This is a genomic window from Vibrio lamellibrachiae (assembly GCF_050337265.1).
Classification (GTDB): Bacteria; Pseudomonadota; Gammaproteobacteria; order Enterobacterales; family Vibrionaceae; genus Vibrio; species Vibrio kyushuensis.
In genome coordinates, this window is record NZ_JAKJSU010000005.1 from 301,426 (window position 1) to 321,051 (window position 19,626).

The window sequence follows — 19,626 nt, forward strand, 5'->3', positions numbered from 1 at the left end:
TTAATTAATCCGCACAAACTGCTCTGATCGACTAAAATTAATGGATAACTAAATATAAAAATAACGTTGGCTTACTCCTTACTACATGCAGTATTTACTAGGACGTTGTTATGACAAGTTATTTATCACACCCTCAATATGCCTATAAGGTATTCATTCACTTTGCGATGATCGTACTGTTGGCTTTGTTTACGACTAATGTTACCCAAGCAGCGCAAGAAAACCGCCCTCCCTTCCCTAATATAGAACTACCAGAGCGGGCGCAAGGACAAGTTGCTATTGTTGCGCTGGGGAATAAGCTTCCAGAAGTCGCTGCGTGGTATGGTAAAACTGTGGCTGAATTTGTCAAAATGATTCGCGATGACCCATCGATATGGATTGATCAAACTGGTCGCATGCTCATTATTGAGCCAAGCCCACAGCTAGCACCAGAACCCGAAGGTGAATCTGAAATATCAGAAGGTGCCTTTCCTGATTCGCAAACTTTTCTGTTGCATAGCCGCCCCGGATCAAGTCGTGTGATATACCTCGATTTCACAGGTGATAGTAATATTATCAACACGGCATGGAATAACAGTTACGGTAACTTCAACGCAACTCCATTTGATTTAGATGGCTCTCCAAATACATTTAGTAGCAGCGAGCATAGCGCTATTCAAAAAGTATGGCAGATGGTCGCGGAAGATTACGCACCCTTTGATGTAGATGTAACGACACAAGACCCCGGCGTTGACGCCATCATGCGAGACAACTCGGGTGATAGTATCTATGGGACCCGAGTAATGATCACAGAGGATTTCACCGCAGGCCCTAATGCGTGTAATTGTGGTGGATTTGCTTACGTGGGCGTATTTGATTATTACCCTGGCTTTTACTCCGCAGGTTGGTATAAACCAGCGTTTGTGTTTTATGACAACCTATCAAATTCTGCAAAAAATATCGCTGAGGCAACCTCTCATGAAGCTGGGCATAATTTAGGTCTATCTCATGATGGCGGCCCGGGAACAAACTACTACTGGGGTCACAACGGTACCGGCAACTCGCTTGGTTGGGCTCCAATAATGGGCGTAGGTTACGACCAACCACTTGTGCAGTGGAGCAAAGGAGACTACTACGGTGCGAATAATAGTGAGGACGATCTTAGTGTCATTGATAGCTTTGGAGCCAAATTACTGGTTGATGACAATAATGGCCTTCCTAGTGCTGAACTACTTACAGGGAGCAGTGATGGCTCTAACGTAACGCTTGATGCTGTATCCAGTATTATTTCAGGTACCAACGATGTAGATTTCTATCGTATTGAATCAGGTTCAGGCGATCTCAGTATCACCATAGAGCCTCATGTTGAAAGCCCTAACTTAGATATTATGGCGATTCTATATGATAGCAGTGGTGGCATGCTTGCTAGCTTCAACCCAAGCCCTTCACTCTCTGCCACCATCGTTAATTATCCAGTTGCGCTTAATGATTACTACCTCTCCGTCGAAGGTGTGGGTGTAGGCTCTCCAATGAGTTCATCCCCTTCAGGCTATACCGATTACGGTAGCTTAGGGAATTACACACTTAGTGGTACCTATCCTGATGCTGGTGGAGTACTCAAACCAACAGCGGACATAAGCGCGACACCCATCTCTGGTAATTACCCACTCTTTGTTGAATTTAACGGTAGCGGTTCTTCCGCGAACGAACCAAACACAACTATCAGCTCTTATGAATGGGACTTCGGTGATGGCAATGTCGATACAGGGCTCGATTCTTCACATACCTATACAATACCGGGTAGCTACACAGCGACACTCACCGTTACGGATAGCAATGGTAATAGCAGTGAAGACTCCGTAATCATCAACGTAACCAACACAGCGCCTACGGCTCAAGCATCCGTCGATTCTAATTCTGTCATCCTAGGAACCTCTGTGCAATTCTCAAACACTGGCTCAACAGACAGTGACGGTACTATCGTGAGCTATAGCTGGGACTTCGGCGATGGTAATAGCTCTACACAAGCGAACCCAAGCCATACATACAGCTCTACAGGTAACCACACTGCGACACTCACCGTCACAGATGATTTCGGCGCTACGGGTAATGATAGTGTTAATGTCACCGTCGACTCCGACCCGACACTCAATGACATGAAAGCTAACCTGACCATTACCCAAAACATTACAGTCTCTAAAGCAAGAGGCGGAAAAGGTAAAGGCGGCGGTGGATCAGGAGGGGGCGATGATGGTGGAGGTTCTGGCACTACCTATACTGTTACAGCCACTGTTAAAGACCATAACGGTAATGGCGATACTATTCGCAGAGCCAATGTTAGCGTTCGTTGGGATTGGGGAAGCAACAGTTCTCAAACTGCATCAGGAAGAACCAATAAAAGAGGAGTCGTATCATTTACCTCAAGTTCAATCCCAGCAGGTGAAGGCATCACTTTGACTGTCACGAACATCAGTAAATCTGGTTATGACTTTGGTGGCGAAACCAGTATTAGCTCCCCATAAGGATCACATGTAAATCAATAAGCGGCTTCGAACATGAAGCCGCTTTTTTATAGTTTTCCTGTTTAGCTAATCATCATATTTTTTCTAATAAATAAGTACGATTCACCCCGCACTCTTGTACAAATTCGTCGTCATGACTGACTATCACGAATGCGCCCTGATACTGCTGAAGTGCACTCGATAGTGTGATTTTTGAGTCTAAATCTAAATGATTATCCGGCTCATCCAATAAAAGCAACGGTTGATCAATTTGATGGGTCACCACCAACATGGCGAGTTTCATTTTCTCTCCACCACTGAGTTGGCTCACCAACCGATGCACATCATCACGACGAAAACCAATTCCCGCCAGTAAGGTTCTCGCGTCACTTTGCTGCATGCCCTGACAATAGTGGCAAACATTATCCAATGCCGAGCTATCCCCTTTCATTAAGCCAAAGTGCTGGTCTAAATAAACCATCGGCGTATTGATGTTCCACTGGCCACCAACACGTTCCACATTACCTAGCATGGCTTTAAGCAGTGTCGATTTACCGATCCCATTTCCACCTTGAAGGTGCATTTTCATCGAACTGTTAATTTGCAGATTTATCGAGCCTTGGTTACCAAACGGGAGCTGTCCATTAACAATTGATAGTAAGTTTTTCGATCGTTGCGTACCGTCCGATAGGTACATTTTTTGATCTTTCAATTGCTCTTGTCTCGCTAGCAATCCATTCGCTTTCTCTTGTAGCAATCCGCGCCGACCGTTCTCATTTTTTATTCGATTTGACACCTTGGCCGTCGCTTTACTGCGGCGTTGATTGAGAACAACTTTAGGTGTTCCCCCCTTTGCTCTCTCCTTATTTCCTTTGGCTGCTCTTTGCTCGAACTTCTCCCTGTTTTTCTGCGCCTCCACTTCCAAACATTTTTGCTGCTTAGCGACGCTATTTATCTGCCTTTCAACTGCGAACAATTCTTGCTGCTTTTGTTCGACGTAAAAATCAAAACTGCCACCGAACTGTGTAAGCCCTAACGTCGACAGCTCCCAAATTCGCTCCATTTGTCTTAATAACTGTCTATCATGGCTGATCAGTAAGACATGCCCTAAAAATTGATTTATTTTCTTGATCAACCAAGATCGACCTTCGTCGTCTAGGTGATTAGACGGCTCGTCCAACACGAGCAAACCAACATCTGATCGAAACAGCTGCCATAAACGGAGCCGTGCCAATTGGCCTCCGCTGAGCAATTGGCAAGGAAAATGAACATCTTTTGGCAAACCGAGTTCCACTAATTGTTGTTCTAGATCTTGTTTGGCTAACCATTGCTCTCCAACGATTGTAAATAGGTCAGCATCACACTCTCCTTGCTCTATTCGCTCAATGGCCGTAAACACAACATCAAGGTTTAAGTACTGAGCTATCGTTATCTCACCATTAAGAAGCGACGACGGTAATTGGCTATAGCTTGCAACTTGCGTGTGTAACGTAACGTTTCCCGAAGAGGGTTCTCGCTCTTTAATGAGCAACGACGCCAGAATAGATTTACCGACTCCATTTCGACCAATTAAACCAATTCGGCGATGAGTTAATGTGCAGCAAATACCCTCAAACAGAGTTTCTCCATTATCGAATTGGTAGCTTAGATTATTAGCTTGTATCGCTATCTGTGTGGTTTGTATTGTTGATTGTATGTGTACTTGTGGCATAAAAAGCCTCCTGTTAAACAGGGGCGTTAGACGTAGCGAGATTACGGTATTGACCTAGAAATAATCTAGACAAAAACCTAGATAGAACGCAGCCATAATTAACGAATAAACGTCATCGAATGCGTTCTAAATAATGTAGTGCTGTGCTGGAAATCGCGCTCGGTATGAGCAAAAAATACGGCTCGATACGAGCGATAAAGCTACGCCTACTAACCCTGTGGATCCAAAAAATAATGTAAAAAAGTGGATGACAGGTATTAGTTATTCATATGGGCGTAGACTCCTAGAGATGGGTTGAACAGATTGTAACCGTAACTCGAAGCAATTGACAACTGCTAGCAGTCACAATTTTAATTACTCAATCACTAAAAATAAAAACGCCCCATCAAAATAGACAGGGCATCTGAATGCTCTAGGTAACACTGTTTTCAAGCAAAATCGTCCTTACCTTCGATGAACACATGCTGATTGACTGCACCTTCTGTTCGCGCTTTAAAGTGAGGTCCGTAAGCGGGATCTTCCATAAAACGTTCAGCCGCTTCTTTTGATGGCCACTCCAAAATGACACAGAGTGCAGGGCTTTCACGGTCGCCTTCCATCTGTTTATGGTTGCCCGTCCTCGCAAGATACTTACCACCATGCTTAGCAACTAACTTGGTCACCTCTTCAATATAACTTGGGATCCAGTCTTCACTGGTTGGGGTCACTTCCACTACCGAATAATAAACCGACATTTTTAACTCCTATTGATAATTTGCTTATTTAGTATAGAAGTTATTACGGTATTCATAGATCAAATACGCTCACGAGTCACCGCTTAGGCATTTCATCTTTAGATATGTATCCATCACTATTGTTATCAAGTCGTTTAAAGTCATTCGCTAACGGGCCTTTCACTTCATTTTTGGAAAGCTTCCCATCACCATTTCGGTCCATTTTTTCAAAATGCCCATTACCTGATTTTCCGCTACCCTGTCTCATTGGTTGTTTATTTGAAACCCCTTGTGACCCACTTGAACTTGCGGAACTAGATGCACTATTTTTGAACGTCATGGCAGGGCGCGGAATAAGATCAGGCTGCTCAACAAATTGAACCGAACCTCCGGTGACGCAACGCACCATATTATCAATTCGAATCGAATCCCCTTGCGGGCCATGCCCTGTAGGATAGTCGCCTGCATCGCCTACTTTAGGATCGCTTCGTTGCGCCCCTGCGCCGTGTACATCCATCCACTTTCCATTCATATACCCCATTGAACGGCCAAATGAAACATAGGAAGCATTAGCGCCATTTCGAAGGTTGATATGCGTCGTGCTGCTCCAATAATTCGCGTAATCATTTTGATTCCCTTCACTCTTAATTGAAGTACTCGAAAAGATAGGGTCAATGGAGGGAGAGTCTGTGGTTGCGGGAGACCGTGAATAATCGACGATGGACTGTAGCTCTTTTACATTCGGCAGACGCCAGTCATCACGACCTGCGATGGAAAGGCTTTCGCAATAAGAGAGTGCTTTGGGGAAATCCATCTGATTTTGGCTGTCTGACTGTTGCCACACTAAGGTTGTTGCCGAATCCATAATCGTTCCATTACGGTTATCTGAAAACTGATTAACGCCATAATCGGTATTACCACGAACCGCTAATACGTAGAAAGTTTTCTTACCGCCTCGTGGGTGCTCAATACCATAACCCTTAATTCGCCCATCAATAAAATTCACCCCAAACACGGTTTCATCTTTGTTCATCGTGGTAGAGACATACTTGGTGCTAGAGACAAACTGACTGTCGATTAATCGCTCCCCAGAATCGGTATCTCCCGCATTAATCACGAAATATCGAGCATCAATAAACGGCACTAAACTCACCTCTCCCGACGGCTTTAAACCACTTGGGTCTTGTCCGTCAAACAGCACCAATGAATGGAGTTCTTTAATAGTAGGTAAACGCCAATCATTATAGCCACCTGTTCGAATTGACTTCACATACTCTAACGCGTCTTCATACCCTAACTTGTCATCTACGGTGATTTTACCGTTATTATCCAAGTCTGTTGATTGTGTCCACATTAGACGGGTGACGTTATCGCTGACTGTTCCATTACCATTATTTGTATAGTTTGGCAGATTGCCTTGGTACTGCGCATCCTGACCGACATTACTAGAGCAACTGCTGCTGTTTTTATTGCTAAAGCACTGGGTTTGGTTGGTATCAACAATTGGGGTCGTTAACGTCGAAGCAAAGCTGCTTGCAGATAGAAGTGCGCCCACTGTTGAGGCTAGTGTTAAAGCCAATTTAATGGGTGTCATGCGATGATCGATAGTCATTTGAATTTCCCTACAATGAATCCTCATCATACTGTAGATGCTGCTAAGTAAATAAACAGTGTCAGGCCGTAAAGTTGCGTAAAGAACAGTCAGCTTTCAAAGCATCACTGTGCTAAACTCGACAGTGATACACAACTGGAGATATCGATGATCTGGCTTTCCGTAAAGGTGCTGCAGATTGGACTTGTCTATGGATACAGGAAGTATCAACAAACGAAAAGCGCCCCAATATAGGGGCGTTTTTTTCTAGTTCCCAGAAACAGTAGTACGCAACTTAATACCGACTCCCCATACCAAATCGGTGTGACATATCATCGTTCATCCGGCCGCCTTTCCAACCGCCTGAACCCAGTAAATTGAGAACGTCTTGGCCTGTGTAATCACATCCACCAAAAAAATCGTTCGATACGTCACTGCGCAGTGAGTGAAGTGCCAAGTTGTCCTCTTGATCCAAATCTTGTGGATTGGCGTACAACGCCAAGGCGATTTGCTGTTGACGTTTATTTAGCTCACTGGTGGAGGTCTTGACCTGACCAATAGAAAAGTATTCTCTACTCCCATAACTCTTAACCAAGCGCGCAGAAAGTAACTTTATTACCTTTTTAATACGGCGTCGTTGAATGTATCTTATCACTTAGATTTCTCGCTCTGTTTGTCAGAAGTATCGCCAATAGGGCCCAACTTCCGAGCCCACTTCTTTACATCAATAACCTTGATTACTCGTCATCCCAATATGGTACATCACCAAAGTAGTCAGCTAAAAAATCAATCAGCGCACGGCTTTTTTGAGGTAAGTAACGCGTCTCTGGGTAAACAATATAAGCGTTTTGTGGCTCCGGCGTGTATGCCGTTAGGATCTGTTTTAACGCACCACTTTTCAACTCTTTCCAAATAATAAATGTTGGTAAGTGGGTAATGCCGTGCCCTGATGTCGCCATACTTTTAAGAAACTCACCATTGTTAGCACTATGAACCACATCAATCTGCGCCATGAACTTCTGTTTGTTTTCATCCATAAGCTGCAACCCTGATAATGACATTTGGCTGTACCTAAGAAACTTATGGTTTTTAAGATCGTCTGGCGATTTTGGAATGCCAAACTCATTAAGATAAGCGGGGCTTGCACATAATATGTGTCGGATAGGCGTGATGGCTTTCGCTTTGAGTGTGGAATCTGCCAAATGACCGATTCTAAGCGCGAGGTCAAAACCATCTTGAACCAAATCTACCCTTCGGTCTGAAAAGTCGACATCCAATTTTAGCTCACTATGCAACTTTGAGAACTCATCAAGAGCAGGGACTAAATGCTCAATACCAAAAGAGAGTGGTACGGCGATTTTTAACGTCCCAATTAAGTTCTTTTGTACTGAGGAGATCTCACAGTTCAATTCATCAAGCTCTTCATAGATCAATTTACTTTTTTGAAAGTAGATCTGGCCCGCTTCAGTAATACTCGATTTACGTGTGGTACGGTTTATCAGCTTCACGCCCAATTGCTGCTCTAACTCACTGAGCCTTTTGCTGATGGCTGACTTTGCTAAACCTAGCTGCTCAGAAGCTTTAGTAATACTGCCCGTTTCAACAACCTTGATGAATATGTGAATACTCTCTAGCTGCCCCATACCAGCACTCTCCTAACCTTGCCCATTAATCTCGAAATGAGAACAATCATTTCTCATTCTTGCTGTTTAATGCGTTTTTATCAACAACTAGTATTAGTTTATTGAAAAACAGGTTTATTGAAGAAACAGATGAATCAGAGAGACAACGAGGATTAACCGATGGACATGACAAAAACGAAAACTCAATACCGTACGCTCAGCCGAGTCTACAAAGGCGTGAATACCTCTGATGGTGACGGCGTGAAGTTGACTCGCATCATCGGGACTAACGAACTCGATATGCTCGACCCATTTTTATTGCTCGATTGTTTTGAAAGTGATCAAGCGTCTGATTACGTAGGCGGTTTTCCAACTCACCCGCACCGAGGCTTTGAAACGGTCACTTATTTGCTAAACGGTAAGATGCGCCACAAAGACAGCACTGGCAATGAAGGTGTGATTGAACCCGGGGGCGTACAGTGGATGACAGCTGGAAAAGGGATCCTGCACTCTGAAATGCCAGAGCAAGAACATGGACTACTCAAGGGCTATCAATTGTGGGTAAACCTTCCTCAAGACTCCAAGATGGTTGAGCCGGGCTACCAAGAGTTTCCACCGGAACGTACGCCACTCGAAGAGCGCGAAGATGGTACATCGATTCGTGTTATTTCAGGAACGACTAATCAAGGGACAACGGGACCCGTTGATAATGCCTACACGTCACCGACTTACATGCATGTGTCGATGCCTCATAACAGAACATTTGTTCAAGATATTCCGGCAGGACACAACGCCTTTGTCTACGTTATCGAAGGTAGCATTTATATTGATGGCCAATCTGTTGAAGAGAAGTACATCGGTATTCTTAGCAAAGGCGAAGAGCAACTTTCAATCACAGCAAGCAGCGATGCACAGTTCCTGCTTTTAGCGGGGAAACCACTGAACGAGCCTGTGGTAAGAGGCGGCCCATTTGTGATGAATACCAGACAAGAATTGATGCAAGCATTTCAAGACTACAGCAGCGGAAAATTTGCTTAACACTCGTTGCTTTCCACTAATTACTTAGCACTACCACGATTTGAAAAGGAGAATATGATGGGATTATTAGTTAATGGCGAATGGCATACAGATTGGTATGACACTAAATCAACCGGCGGAAAATTCAAACGCAAAGAGTCGAGCTTTCGTAGTTGGGTAACAAAGGATGGCAGCGCTGGGCCAACCGGTAATAATGGTTTTAAAGCAGAAGCGAATCGCTACCACCTATATGTATCACTAGCCTGCCCTTGGGCTCATCGAACCATTATCTATCGCTCGCTAAAAGGGTTAGAAGATATCATCTCAATGTCGGTCGTTAACGCCTATATGGGTGAAAACGGTTGGCATTTTGAGGCGGGAGACGGTGTGATCCCAGATCCAATTATGGATGCAAAATTTGCTCACCAGATCTATACCAAAGCAGATCCTGATTACACTGGTCGAGTCACGGTGCCCATTCTTTGGGATAAGAAAACCGAAACGATTGTGAGCAACGAGTCTGCGGAAATTATCCGTATGTTTAATGAAGCGTTTGATGATATTGAGACGACCACGACACCTCTCGATTTCTACCCACAAGCGCTTCAAGCTGAAATTGACGAGCTTAATGCGTTCATTTACCCAAATATCAATAACGGTGTTTACCGAGCAGGATTTGCAACCACTCAAACTGCTTATGATGAAGCTGTTGTCGACGTATTTAACGCTCTTGATACGCTTGAGGAACGCTTATCGACCAAGCGTTATTTAATGGGTAACACCATAACGGAAGCGGATTGGCGCTTATTTACTACCTTGGTTCGATTCGATGCAGTTTACGTTGGCCATTTCAAATGTAACCTAAAGCGCATTGTCGACTACCCGAATATCTGGGGCTATCTGCGCGACCTCTATCAAGTTGAGGGCGTTGCTGAAACCGTTAATATTCCTTATATCAAAGCGCACTACTACGGCAGCCACGAGACCATAAACCCAACGCTTGTGATTCCAAAAGGCCCTGAACTAGACTTCACAACGCCTCATAACCGCGCTGATCTATTAGACAAGTGACTTACAGGCGATTACTGACAGGGAATGGAGAGAAATGAAACTTAAGTAGGCGTTACACCTAGAATTAGCGTTGATGTCGCAAATAAATCTACGCTAATTCTCGTTGTGTTTCCTATGCTTACTTCTAAATGACTAGTTCTTAACGAATAGCTTACTAGTAAAAGAAAGATCAAATCATAATGATAAAAACCCCATGGAGAGGGAAACAGCATGAGCAATCCAATAATCGCGGACAACAAACCAATTAAAGTCGAACTGGTGAAAGATCAAACCTACTATTTTTGTGCCTGTGGACGTTCCAAAAATCAACCTTACTGCGACGGCTCACACGCAGGAACAGGCATGAAGTCAAAAAGCTTTGTCGCTGAAGAGAGTGGCGACGCTTACCTTTGTAAGTGTAAGCACTCGGCGAACACACCTTTTTGCGACGGTTCCCATAAACAATTTACGACCGATCAAGTTGGGAAAGAAGGCCCTGGTGTTCAAATTCAATCAGTGGATGCTTCCCCTACAGCAACGGCAACATTAGAAGAGCCTACGGTCGAGTTTATTCACCAGTTGGCGCGAGATGGTCTTGCTAAAGTTGGGCATCATGGTCCTATGACATCCATGGGAGTGCCTAGACACCTCCTACCCCACTGGGATGACCTACAAGTCATGGTTGCACAAATGGCAACTAAGCCATTGATGGAAGATGTTCCTGTTGCTACTGAACTCGTCATTGGACCTGACGCTAAAAAACCACTCACACTTAACATCCCACTGTTTGTTTCTGACATGAGCTTTGGCGCACTGTCGGAAGAAGCAAAAATATCGATGTCGAGAGGCGCAGAGCTTGCTGGCACAGGTATCTGTTCTGGTGAGGGAGGTATGCTCACCGAAGAACAAGCTGAGAATTCTCGCTACTTCTATGAATACGCCAGTGCAGGCTTTGGTTATGACGAGTCGAAACTCAAAAACGTACAAGCATTCCACTTTAAAGGTGGGCAAGGCGCGAAAACCGGAACGGGTGGTCACCTCCCTGGTAATAAAAATATCGGAAAGATCTCTCAAGTTCGTGGCATCCCTGAGGGTGAGCCCGCGATTTCCCCTCCTACGTTTTCCAACTTAAATACCGTAGAAGACTTCAAAGCCTTTGCGAACAGAGTTCGTGAAGTCACAGGTGGCATTCCCATCGGCTTTAAACTCAGTGCCAACCATATCGAAGAAGATATTCAGTTTGCGCTAGATGCAACGGCTGACTACATCATTCTAGATGGGCGTGGCGGCGGTACAGGCGCAGCACCAGAGATGTTCCGCGATCATATCAGCGTGCCTACGATTCCTGCTTTAGCCAGAGCCAGACGCTATTTGGATCAGCAAGGCGCGAGCGGACGAGTCACATTAATCGTCACTGGAGGCCTACGTGTTCCAATGGATTTCGTAAAAGCGATGGCATTAGGCGCCGACGGCGTAGCGATTTCAAACAGCGCAATGCAATCCATTGGCTGCGTGGCGGCACGTATGTGTAACACCAATAACTGCCCCGCTGGAATTGCGACACAAAAAGCGGATTTACGCCAACGACTTAACGTAGACAAAGCATCAAAGCAACTGAAGAACTTCTTTGAGGCGTCAACTGAGTTGATGCAAGTTATGTCACGAGCATGTGGTCATGATGACCTCGGTAAATTTAACCCGAAAGATCTAGCAACATGGGACAGAGAAATGGCGATGTTATCTGGCGTTAAGTATTCGGGAGCAAGTAAGCTAAATTAGAGACCAAGTAATTTTCATTAATCACTAGAAACTTTAAGCGCGACCTATGAGTCGCGCTTTTTATTACATTAAGCGCTCTTGTAACCACTCCGAGATATCGGCTATTTGCTCTTCACACACGCAATGTTGCATAGGGTACTGCTTATAACTTGGTTGAAATCCTTTATCTTCCAATGCTTTTAGCGCTTGGTCACCCAGTAAAGGCGCAACAACAGGATCTAAGCTACCGTGCTGTATGCTAATGTTAATGTTCTTATTACTGTCATGTATTTCGATGGTGTCCTTGGTGGCGAAATAGGTCGACATCGCCAATAAACCCGCTAATGGTTTTTCATAAGTCAATGCAGCTTGATACGCGACAGCGCCACCCTGAGAAAAGCCTGCGAGAATAATACGGTTAGGTTCAACTCCACGCTCTATTTCACGGTCGATTAGCGCTTGTACAGCAATGGCTGAATCATTTAACTGAGGCAAATCTACCTTTCGTTCAATGCTCATATCCAAAATGTCGTACCACGCGGGCATGACCATACCGCCATTGACCGTGACTGGTATAGAAGGGGAATGAGGGAATACAAAGCGAACCGCTAAGCTTTCAGGAAGATTCAGCTCCCCTACTATTGGCTCAAAATTATGACCATCAGCCCCTAAACCATGCAACCAAATTACCGAAGCGGTCGCTTTAGTTGTTGGTTCAATTTCAACACTCGACAAATATTTCATAATCACTTCTCATATATGTTCATAGGCTAAGTAGATTCCATTGACACCTATGTTTGATGGCCAAATATTATAATACAATCGCATTAGCCCCAAGTAATTCAATAATAAGTAGTTATGTAATAGTCTACTACTAAACATTTCACGCTATACTTAGGCCAATGCCACTTTAAGCAGCAGTGGCTACATTCATAGTAATTGAGAATTGAAATTGATTAGCAAAGATACGCTTCTTAAAAGAGTTGGATTGATCATTGTAGCGTCACTGTTCACAATGCTTGCAATCATTACAATTGAAGTTTTTTTATTCAGTACCAATCACTTACCTTCTCAAAAAGCCACCATAATGTTAAGCCCAAATGAACAGTTGGCTGATAGCACCGTTGGTAACGAACTTATTCGCATTGGTAAACTCATCCATCACGATCCAATGGAAGCCCATCAAGATTTAAAAGCATTAGAAACTCGGTCAAATGAGACATGGAGTACACTAGAGAACATTGTCAGCTTGCTTTTAAAGCGTGATATTGCAAACAAGCAAAGCGCTGCATCTTTAGCATTAGATCTAAATCAACAACTGACTCTATTGGCAAAGGCGAAGGATGTGGAATGGCTTCAAGCCCAATTACTCATAGAGCAAGCTGAAAAAACAGTAAAGAGTGGTGAAATCAATACCGGAATAGAAAATATTAAAAAGGCTATTGAGATGGCTGAACGTAACCGCGCGGAATTTTTATTATTGAGAGCCTATAATACAGCCGGCGCTCTCTATAATGCTTCAAACCAACTCAAAGCCTCACAACTGTACTTTCACAAAGGCTTAGAACTAGGAAAGAAGTACCCAAAAAACGAATACAACGGACGATTTTACAATAATCTTGGTCTACTTTACGTTCATTTAGAGCAATGGGAAAAGGCGCTAGATTACTTAAAACAGGCTTATACCACGTTCGAATCCAGTGACAATGCCCCTAAAGAACGGCTGTTAGTAGTACTGTTCAATCAGTCATTTATCTACAACAAACTACTAGATGCCACCGCCGCTAGAAATACCTACGAAGCAGCACTAAAGTACTTTGATTCTGATTTGAGTGACTACTACCAAATCCTAAAGCTTAAAGTTGAAGCTCGGTTGCTGTTGCTCGAAAACCGATATGAAGAAGCGAATAATATATCTATGGATTGTCAATCCTATCCAACTGCCAAGGATTACCCAAAACAACTCGGAATATGCCGATTTATCACAGCCAAAAGCTTTATCGGTTTAGAGAGTTACGCTCAGGCTATGGATCAGTTAAACAGCGCAATCGCCATATTCAAGGAAATTGAGCATGACCGGTGGTTGATAAACTCCTATAAAGCCAAAGCTGAAATATATGAGCTTCAAGGGAATTCAACGGAGGCTCTACGCATTTATAAAGAATATAATGATAAAGAGCGTGAGCAATTCATTAATGAAATATACGCTCTAGAATTTGCTTTTGATACCCAAGAAGTTCAGCAAGAGCGTGATTTGCTCAGCGTACAAAACAAATTAAATGCCTTACAACTTGGTAAAGAAAAACTGCATTTTAGAATACTGTCTATTTGGGGGACCGTTGCTCTGCTTCTACTCGTTCTTGTCGTTCGTAAAACCCTGATCGTTAGGAGTAAAAACACCGAGCTTCAGCAGCTTTCCTATCAAGATCCACTAACAAATGTGAATAATCGTAGATACTATCAAAAAGAGCTGGAGTCAGGTTCAAGGCTAGACAAAGACGCTCAATATCGCGTAGTTCTCATCGATTTAGATTGGTTTAAAAGTATTAATGATACCCATGGGCACGATGTGGGTGATGAGGTGTTAATCCAAACCGCGATAAGGCTTAAGCAATGCATCAATGATGATGAGCTACTCATTCGGTGGGGCGGCGAAGAGTTCTTGTGGTTACTCAAAGAGAGTAAAGATATCCAACCTCGCATCAACTTACTTCTGCAACAGATAGGTGAAAATCCTTACTTAACCAAAGCAGGAGAATTGACCATTACGATCTCCGTTGGCGTTAGTAAACCCAACCGTATTGCTTCGCTTCGCCATGACTCCTCCCCGTTTGTTGAGGCCGACACATTCTTGTATCAGTCAAAACAAAACGGTCGAAATCAAGCGACCTTTCCTTAGCCACTTCCAACGGGCTGTCGATAATCAAAAACTATGCTCCCCTCTAAGTGGAGCATGCCTAAGTCTTTTGAAACTCGCCTTAAAATCACATCAATCAATAAGAAATAAACGAGCGTCTATACTCAATAGACCTCAAACATTGGAGCGACGCCATGTACTCTCACCTGTTTATTTCCTTGCTCCTGATGACCTCCCAGCCTCATTCTGATGATCTGCAAAAGCTCTACACTGAAGAAACTGAAATCAACTACGACGATTTGATTGTTGATGTTCATGGTTACAAGCTTCCCACGCGGGTCGCCTTTCGGGGTTGGACACTGCTGAACCATGCCGAAGACAAGGTATTAAAAATAGGAAAGCAGTTAAGAGACGCAGGGATAAAACCAACTATGCCTCTGCATTTAATCTTATTACAAGGGACGGATTGGGTGATGAGTAATACGACCCTGTTCACGCTGCCAAACTCGAAACACCTCCCTAACATGATTCGTACGCTCATCTTCATTCAAACCTATATTGAACCTGAAATTGGTGTCGTGATCCCTGTATCGGGAGAAAGAACCGACATTTATAATCAACAAGCTGGAGGAGCGCTGCGTAGTAAGCACTTAGACTTTTGCGCTTTAGACCTTGTGCCTTCCTCTGATATTTCTCGCCCTGATTTACATAAAAAACTCAAAGCTATCCATGCTAAAAATGGGCAAAAATATGAAGTTGGATTAGGGCTCTATTCTGGCGTTCGATTCCACATTGATACCTGTGGTTTTAGAAGCTGGTAACAAAAAACACACTAGAGTCATTATGACTTAATTTATACTATGTCATAATTACATGATTTAAATCAATGAATTTTCCATTCAATTGATTTATATGAGTTTTATGTATTGGCATGGTTTTCGCTATAGATAATGGTAACTATTACTATTTAGGTGATTACTATGTCGAACACTACTCAACGATTTCAAACACTTCTTTCAGTATCCAATATCATTTTAGCTTTCACAGTGATTGCCATGATTACCAGTATTATTATTGCGTACCCATTGGCTAACCAGTTCTCTTTGCCGGTACAAATTGCCGCGCATCTCAGTACGATTATCATCGCGGCATTTCTAAAGATCAGTTACGTCACACGCTGCTTAGCCCAATATAATCTCGGTCTAGAAGTTCGTTAAAATCAACAAGGATTTTAGCTTTTAATTGTTCGATTAGATGAGCTCTTTCTTCGTTTGCTCATCGCTAAGCCATCTCGAATATTGAGCGACATCAAGGTGAGATTGATCATTCCAGCCATCAGTTCCAATCCTTGAACAACATAAAAGATATCATTAAATTGAGACTGTTCAGCTAGGTACTGTAAGTAAAAAGCGCATGGGGTGAGAATCAATAACCCATTTATCGCGATAAAAGGCATTCGCTTTTTCTTTGCTAGAATAGGCGGATACGAACTTTTTCCGCCCATTTTTGCTCCGGTGAACCCCGTGATCGCCATCATCGGTATAAGCAACCATATCGCATAAGATATGACCGTTTTGACTTGATAAACGTCCTGATGATCACCGAATAATTCAACCACTACTGTGCTCGTGAAAAATGAAAATATCATTAAAAACGCAAGCATGGCTGCGATTCGGTGTATGACTGTAATTGTAGGTTTCATCGTTATAATCCTAATTAAGCTTGAGAGTAAAAATGGCAATACTCAGTTATAGACAGGCATTTATGGAAGTACTTATATAGACGTACACTTTAAACAATCATGTTCTACCAGCGAGCACGGTAAGCTCGGTGACAACTTCGACACGTACCATTAGCACTTTTAAGCGCTGAGTTTGCCTTTGCTACGTCTTTACTCTCACTTGCTCTCTCTAACGCTTCGAAACTCGACGTCATCTGACTCAGTAACGAATTAAACTTCTTTGGGTTATCCCATACTTCTTGTTTGGCCTTACTTCCGTTTTGGCTACCGACTGAAAATGAGGCGTGTAAGGTATCTCCATAACTTTGTAACGCCTGACTGCGTTCATTCAGCTCGAACCAATCAGTGTTGCTTCCATCAATAACATTTTTTGCAGACTTTAATTCACGTTCAATTTGAGAGAACGCATTTTGCCTATCATCAATTTGTTTCTCAAAACCGCTCGCTAACGCAACAATTGGAATCACTAGCACTACTGCTAGTAGTACATGCATCATCGTCTTTGTAGTAACAACTGTTTTCTTCATGGTATGTCCTCTTTTCAGGTTCCTAGTTGACCTTTGAACGATAATTTACACCGCAACTGTTGCGATTGCAACTATTGCAGTGTAAATTAAATGAAAACGTAATTTATACCGAGGAAAAAACATGAAAGTTTGGGATTTAGCGACACGGGTCTATCACTGGTTACAAGCCGCAATTTTTTGTGGATTACTCATTTCTGGTTTCTCAGGGAATGGCCCACATACTCTATTGGGGTTAGCGCTTTTGAGTTTAATAATCTGGCGAGTACTGCTCGGATTCTGGGGAAGTGATACCAATCGTTTCACTCAATTTGTTGTGTCACCTATTAAGATCATTCGATACTTAAAAGGTCAGCCTCAAACCAATATCGGGCATAACCCGCTCGGAGCTCTTATGGTTATCGGGCTCATTTCTTTACTGCTCCTTCAATGTATTTCTGGTTTAGCACTTTCAGGTTTTTTAGATAGTTTACCCAATTCAGATATTTGGCTAACTGATGGCGTATTCGACTGGCTAGAGTCAACGCATTTATTGCTAGCTAACATTTTACCGCTCGTCGTTGTTCTCCATGTAGCAGCTATTATTGTCTATAAGTTCAAAAGAAAACCTTTATTAAAGGCGATGTTGACTGGAAGCCAAGCAACTAAATCAGGCCCTATGGCAGTGAAGTTTGTCTCTCACCGACGCGCTTTTTTAATGCTAGTTATTGCAGGATTAGTTACCATGACAATAATTGCACCATCAATGGCATAACGAAATGACAGAACAGTTTAGTAGGCAAACAAGCTTTGGGTGGATGATCAATGTCATCGCAGGACAAGCCGCTAAGAAATTTGAAATAGAGCTAAAAAAACACGGCTTAACCCTCGCCCTTTGGCCAACCATGATGTGCCTCTGGGAAGAAGAAGGCGTGACTCAACGGGATATTTCAGCAAAATCTAAGGTCGAGAACTCCACCACGACCCGAACGCTCGATAAACTCGAAAAACTTGGGCTAGTTGAAAGGCGTGATGATCCTAATAGTCGACGATCTTTTCGTATTTATTTAACCGAGCAAGGACACGCTTTAAAAGAAGTGTTGTTGCCGATTCCTCTTGCTGTGAACAAAGATATGCTTAGCTCGTTAGATAAAGCTGAGCAAACTGAGATGATTAGGCTATTACAGAAAATGGTCGCAGTCGTTTAGAAAGAAAACAATCTATATAAATCAGGTTACCATCGGGTCACCAACAGCGATATCACGCTTGGTGACTCGACTAATCATTGCCCTTCCTTTGTTTACACCAATGCTCATCAATAAGCACTGACCTGATTACCATTGCTCAGATATGACCTACACTGAACGATATAATCACAGATGAGAGGCTGTATGTTGATCGAACTAGATATTCCCACTTTATCTATCGTCTGCGTGTTACTTTCTTTCACATACGGCATTAGCCTTGCGCTCATTCAAAGGCTTCAGCCGAGCATCCACGGTGTTAGCATCATTGCTTTTGCACTCTTCTTGCTCGGTATCGGCTTTCTTCTTTTAAGCTTTGGTAATAACACGACACTATGGGTATCTAAAATACTCGCGAACTCCCTCATATCAGTAAGTTACACTCTGATTCTACATGGTGTGTGTCGGATTAGAGGCTACCCTATCGCCATAGCAAACTGGGGATATTACTCCTTACCTGCCGTGGTGATTGGATTAACCTACTTCACCTATTTTTCCACCTCTACCGACGCGCGCATCGCTATAATGGCAACGCACACGGGGCTAATAAGCATTCTTGCTTTTTATGCCAACCATAAAGGAACCGTGGATGACATAGTACCCGCTAAGCATTTACTCTCTACGGGCCTAGTGATCTATGCACTCTATTCATTATTTCGAATTATTCGGCTGCCTTTCGACGAACGAATTGAAGACTTCATGGCGGCGAATGCAGTGCAGCAACTTACGTTTGTCACAATCATTACGTTGATTATCTTTATCGGGCTCTCTATTACGTGGATGCTGACAGGACGCTTGGTGGCAACGATATATGATTCATCACTCAAAGATGAGTTAACGAAACTCTACAATCGAAGAGCACTGGAAGAACTCGTCCCAAAAGAAGCCGCTAGAGCCCAACGATTCGACCACTCGCTATCAATACTTCTCATCGATATCGATAAATTTAAGAATATTAACGACGTCTATGGGCATCAAACGGGCGACAAGGTATTACGTGATATTGGCCGAATCTTACGAGTAGAAACTCGCAGTAATGATTTCTGTTTCCGCTATGGTGGGGAAGAGTTTTTAGTTTTGTTACCTGAAACGACCAGACACCACGCAGAAATTGTTGCTGAAAAATTGAAAGGCGTAATCCAAAGAACGTCGATGCTGCCGAGTAATCGAGAGTTTTGTACCGCCAGCTTCGGAGTTAGCGCATTAAAAGCTGACGAGCATTGGGAGTCAGCTATTGAGCGTGCAGATAAAGCGCTCTATGACGCAAAAAGCGCAGGTAGAAATCGTGTTGTCGTGAGTGATTAGAAAAGAGTTCGAAAGGCTTACAGATTAACGCTAC

Annotated in this window: 18 protein-coding genes; 10 read left to right on the plus strand and 8 right to left on the minus strand. The window is 43.2% G+C overall.

The window, feature by feature from the left end:
* The first annotated feature begins 110 nt into the window (after window positions 1-110).
* The gene (locus L4C54_RS06920) at window positions 111-2,501 is read left to right on the plus strand and encodes a PKD domain-containing protein (RefSeq protein ID WP_428807596.1); all 2,391 of its coding nucleotides are present in this window, start codon (window positions 111-113) and stop codon (window positions 2,499-2,501) included.
* A 73-nt stretch (window positions 2,502-2,574) separates the two neighbouring features.
* On the opposite strand, the gene L4C54_RS06925 is transcribed toward L4C54_RS06920, so the two are convergent.
* The 5 genes from L4C54_RS06925 to L4C54_RS06945 form a co-directional block, all read right to left on the minus strand.
* Window positions 2,575-4,191, minus strand: a complete 1,617-nt coding sequence (locus tag L4C54_RS06925) for an ATP-binding cassette domain-containing protein (protein WP_428807597.1) — start codon at window positions 4,189-4,191, stop codon at window positions 2,575-2,577.
* Between the two features lie 428 nt (window positions 4,192-4,619).
* Window positions 4,620-4,925 carry a DUF1330 domain-containing protein gene (locus L4C54_RS06930; protein WP_428799927.1) on the minus strand — a complete coding sequence of 102 codons (306 nt, stop codon included), beginning with the start codon at window positions 4,923-4,925 and terminating at the stop codon, window positions 4,620-4,622.
* 76 nt (window positions 4,926-5,001) lie between these two features.
* Entirely contained in the window at window positions 5,002-6,516 is a 1,515-nt protein-coding gene (locus L4C54_RS06935; protein WP_428807598.1) for an Lcl C-terminal domain-containing protein, read from the minus strand.
* 274 nt (window positions 6,517-6,790) lie between these two features.
* A complete protein-coding gene (locus L4C54_RS06940; RefSeq protein WP_428799925.1) occupies window positions 6,791-7,150 on the minus strand; it encodes a DUF6559 family protein in 360 nt (119 codons plus the stop codon).
* A gap of 82 nt (window positions 7,151-7,232) precedes the next feature.
* Window positions 7,233-8,138 carry a LysR family transcriptional regulator gene (locus tag L4C54_RS06945; RefSeq protein ID WP_428799924.1) on the minus strand — a complete coding sequence of 302 codons (906 nt, stop codon included), beginning with the start codon at window positions 8,136-8,138 and terminating at the stop codon, window positions 7,233-7,235.
* 159 nt (window positions 8,139-8,297) lie between these two features.
* Here L4C54_RS06945 and L4C54_RS06950 point away from each other — a divergent pair, with 159 nt between their 5' ends.
* From L4C54_RS06950 to L4C54_RS06960, 3 genes are all read left to right on the plus strand, one after another.
* Window positions 8,298-9,155: a pirin family protein gene (locus L4C54_RS06950; RefSeq protein ID WP_428799923.1), complete on the plus strand. Its 858-nt coding sequence runs from the start codon at window positions 8,298-8,300 to the stop codon at window positions 9,153-9,155.
* 57 nt (window positions 9,156-9,212) lie between these two features.
* Window positions 9,213-10,205: a glutathione S-transferase family protein gene (locus L4C54_RS06955; protein WP_428807950.1), complete on the plus strand. Its 993-nt coding sequence runs from the start codon at window positions 9,213-9,215 to the stop codon at window positions 10,203-10,205.
* A 210-nt stretch (window positions 10,206-10,415) separates the two neighbouring features.
* The gene (locus L4C54_RS06960; RefSeq protein WP_428807599.1) at window positions 10,416-11,963 is read left to right on the plus strand and encodes a glutamate synthase-related protein; all 1,548 of its coding nucleotides are present in this window, start codon (window positions 10,416-10,418) and stop codon (window positions 11,961-11,963) included.
* A gap of 63 nt (window positions 11,964-12,026) precedes the next feature.
* On the opposite strand, the gene L4C54_RS06965 is transcribed toward L4C54_RS06960, so the two are convergent.
* Window positions 12,027-12,686: an alpha/beta hydrolase gene (locus L4C54_RS06965; RefSeq protein ID WP_428807600.1), complete on the minus strand. Its 660-nt coding sequence runs from the start codon at window positions 12,684-12,686 to the stop codon at window positions 12,027-12,029.
* A gap of 244 nt (window positions 12,687-12,930) precedes the next feature.
* Between L4C54_RS06965 and L4C54_RS06970 the strand changes: the two genes are divergently transcribed.
* From L4C54_RS06970 to L4C54_RS06980, 3 genes are all read left to right on the plus strand, one after another.
* The gene (locus L4C54_RS06970) at window positions 12,931-14,841 is read left to right on the plus strand and encodes a tetratricopeptide repeat-containing diguanylate cyclase (RefSeq protein WP_428807601.1); all 1,911 of its coding nucleotides are present in this window, start codon (window positions 12,931-12,933) and stop codon (window positions 14,839-14,841) included.
* Between the two features lie 152 nt (window positions 14,842-14,993).
* Window positions 14,994-15,620, plus strand: coding sequence for a hypothetical protein (locus L4C54_RS06975; RefSeq protein WP_428799919.1), 627 nt, complete (start codon window positions 14,994-14,996; stop codon window positions 15,618-15,620).
* Between the two features lie 159 nt (window positions 15,621-15,779).
* Window positions 15,780-16,016, plus strand: coding sequence for a hypothetical protein (locus L4C54_RS06980; protein WP_428799918.1), 237 nt, complete (start codon window positions 15,780-15,782; stop codon window positions 16,014-16,016).
* Window positions 16,017-16,030: 14 nt separating this feature from the next.
* Here L4C54_RS06980 and L4C54_RS06985 read toward each other — a convergent pair whose 3' ends face one another.
* Window positions 16,031-16,501 carry a hypothetical protein gene (locus tag L4C54_RS06985; protein WP_428807602.1) on the minus strand — a complete coding sequence of 157 codons (471 nt, stop codon included), beginning with the start codon at window positions 16,499-16,501 and terminating at the stop codon, window positions 16,031-16,033.
* 104 nt (window positions 16,502-16,605) lie between these two features.
* Entirely contained in the window at window positions 16,606-17,067 is a 462-nt protein-coding gene (locus tag L4C54_RS06990; protein ID WP_428807603.1) for a c-type cytochrome, read from the minus strand.
* A gap of 121 nt (window positions 17,068-17,188) precedes the next feature.
* Here L4C54_RS06990 and L4C54_RS06995 point away from each other — a divergent pair, with 121 nt between their 5' ends.
* From L4C54_RS06995 to L4C54_RS07005, 3 genes are all read left to right on the plus strand, one after another.
* A complete protein-coding gene (locus L4C54_RS06995; RefSeq protein ID WP_428799915.1) occupies window positions 17,189-17,818 on the plus strand; it encodes a cytochrome b/b6 domain-containing protein in 630 nt (209 codons plus the stop codon).
* 4 nt (window positions 17,819-17,822) lie between these two features.
* Window positions 17,823-18,251: a MarR family winged helix-turn-helix transcriptional regulator gene (locus L4C54_RS07000; protein ID WP_428807604.1), complete on the plus strand. Its 429-nt coding sequence runs from the start codon at window positions 17,823-17,825 to the stop codon at window positions 18,249-18,251.
* Between the two features lie 183 nt (window positions 18,252-18,434).
* The gene (locus tag L4C54_RS07005) at window positions 18,435-19,592 is read left to right on the plus strand and encodes a GGDEF domain-containing protein (protein WP_428807605.1); all 1,158 of its coding nucleotides are present in this window, start codon (window positions 18,435-18,437) and stop codon (window positions 19,590-19,592) included.
* Window positions 19,593-19,626 lie beyond the last annotated feature (34 nt).

Excerpts from the sequence above, each read along its gene's own strand:
- L4C54_RS06920 (WP_428807596.1), top strand. The coding sequence starts at position 111 with ATGACAAGTTATTTATCACACCCTCAATATGCCTATAAGGTATTCATT.
- L4C54_RS06925 (WP_428807597.1), bottom strand. The coding sequence starts at position 4,191 with ATGCCACAAGTACACATACAATCAACAATACAAACCACACAGATAGCG.
- L4C54_RS06930 (WP_428799927.1), bottom strand. The coding sequence starts at position 4,925 with ATGTCGGTTTATTATTCGGTAGTGGAAGTGACCCCAACCAGTGAAGAC.
- L4C54_RS06935 (WP_428807598.1), bottom strand. The coding sequence starts at position 6,516 with ATGACTATCGATCATCGCATGACACCCATTAAATTGGCTTTAACACTA.
- L4C54_RS06945 (WP_428799924.1), bottom strand. The coding sequence starts at position 8,138 with ATGGGGCAGCTAGAGAGTATTCACATATTCATCAAGGTTGTTGAAACG.
- L4C54_RS06950 (WP_428799923.1), top strand. The coding sequence starts at position 8,298 with ATGGACATGACAAAAACGAAAACTCAATACCGTACGCTCAGCCGAGTC.
- L4C54_RS06955 (WP_428807950.1), top strand. The coding sequence starts at position 9,213 with ATGGGATTATTAGTTAATGGCGAATGGCATACAGATTGGTATGACACT.
- L4C54_RS06960 (WP_428807599.1), top strand. The coding sequence starts at position 10,416 with ATGAGCAATCCAATAATCGCGGACAACAAACCAATTAAAGTCGAACTG.
- L4C54_RS06965 (WP_428807600.1), bottom strand. The coding sequence starts at position 12,686 with ATGAAATATTTGTCGAGTGTTGAAATTGAACCAACAACTAAAGCGACC.
- L4C54_RS06975 (WP_428799919.1), top strand. The coding sequence starts at position 14,994 with ATGTACTCTCACCTGTTTATTTCCTTGCTCCTGATGACCTCCCAGCCT.
- L4C54_RS06980 (WP_428799918.1), top strand. The coding sequence starts at position 15,780 with ATGTCGAACACTACTCAACGATTTCAAACACTTCTTTCAGTATCCAAT.
- L4C54_RS06985 (WP_428807602.1), bottom strand. The coding sequence starts at position 16,501 with ATGAAACCTACAATTACAGTCATACACCGAATCGCAGCCATGCTTGCG.
- L4C54_RS06990 (WP_428807603.1), bottom strand. The coding sequence starts at position 17,067 with ATGAAGAAAACAGTTGTTACTACAAAGACGATGATGCATGTACTACTA.
- L4C54_RS06995 (WP_428799915.1), top strand. The coding sequence starts at position 17,189 with ATGAAAGTTTGGGATTTAGCGACACGGGTCTATCACTGGTTACAAGCC.
- L4C54_RS07000 (WP_428807604.1), top strand. The coding sequence starts at position 17,823 with ATGACAGAACAGTTTAGTAGGCAAACAAGCTTTGGGTGGATGATCAAT.
- L4C54_RS07005 (WP_428807605.1), top strand. The coding sequence starts at position 18,435 with ATGTTGATCGAACTAGATATTCCCACTTTATCTATCGTCTGCGTGTTA.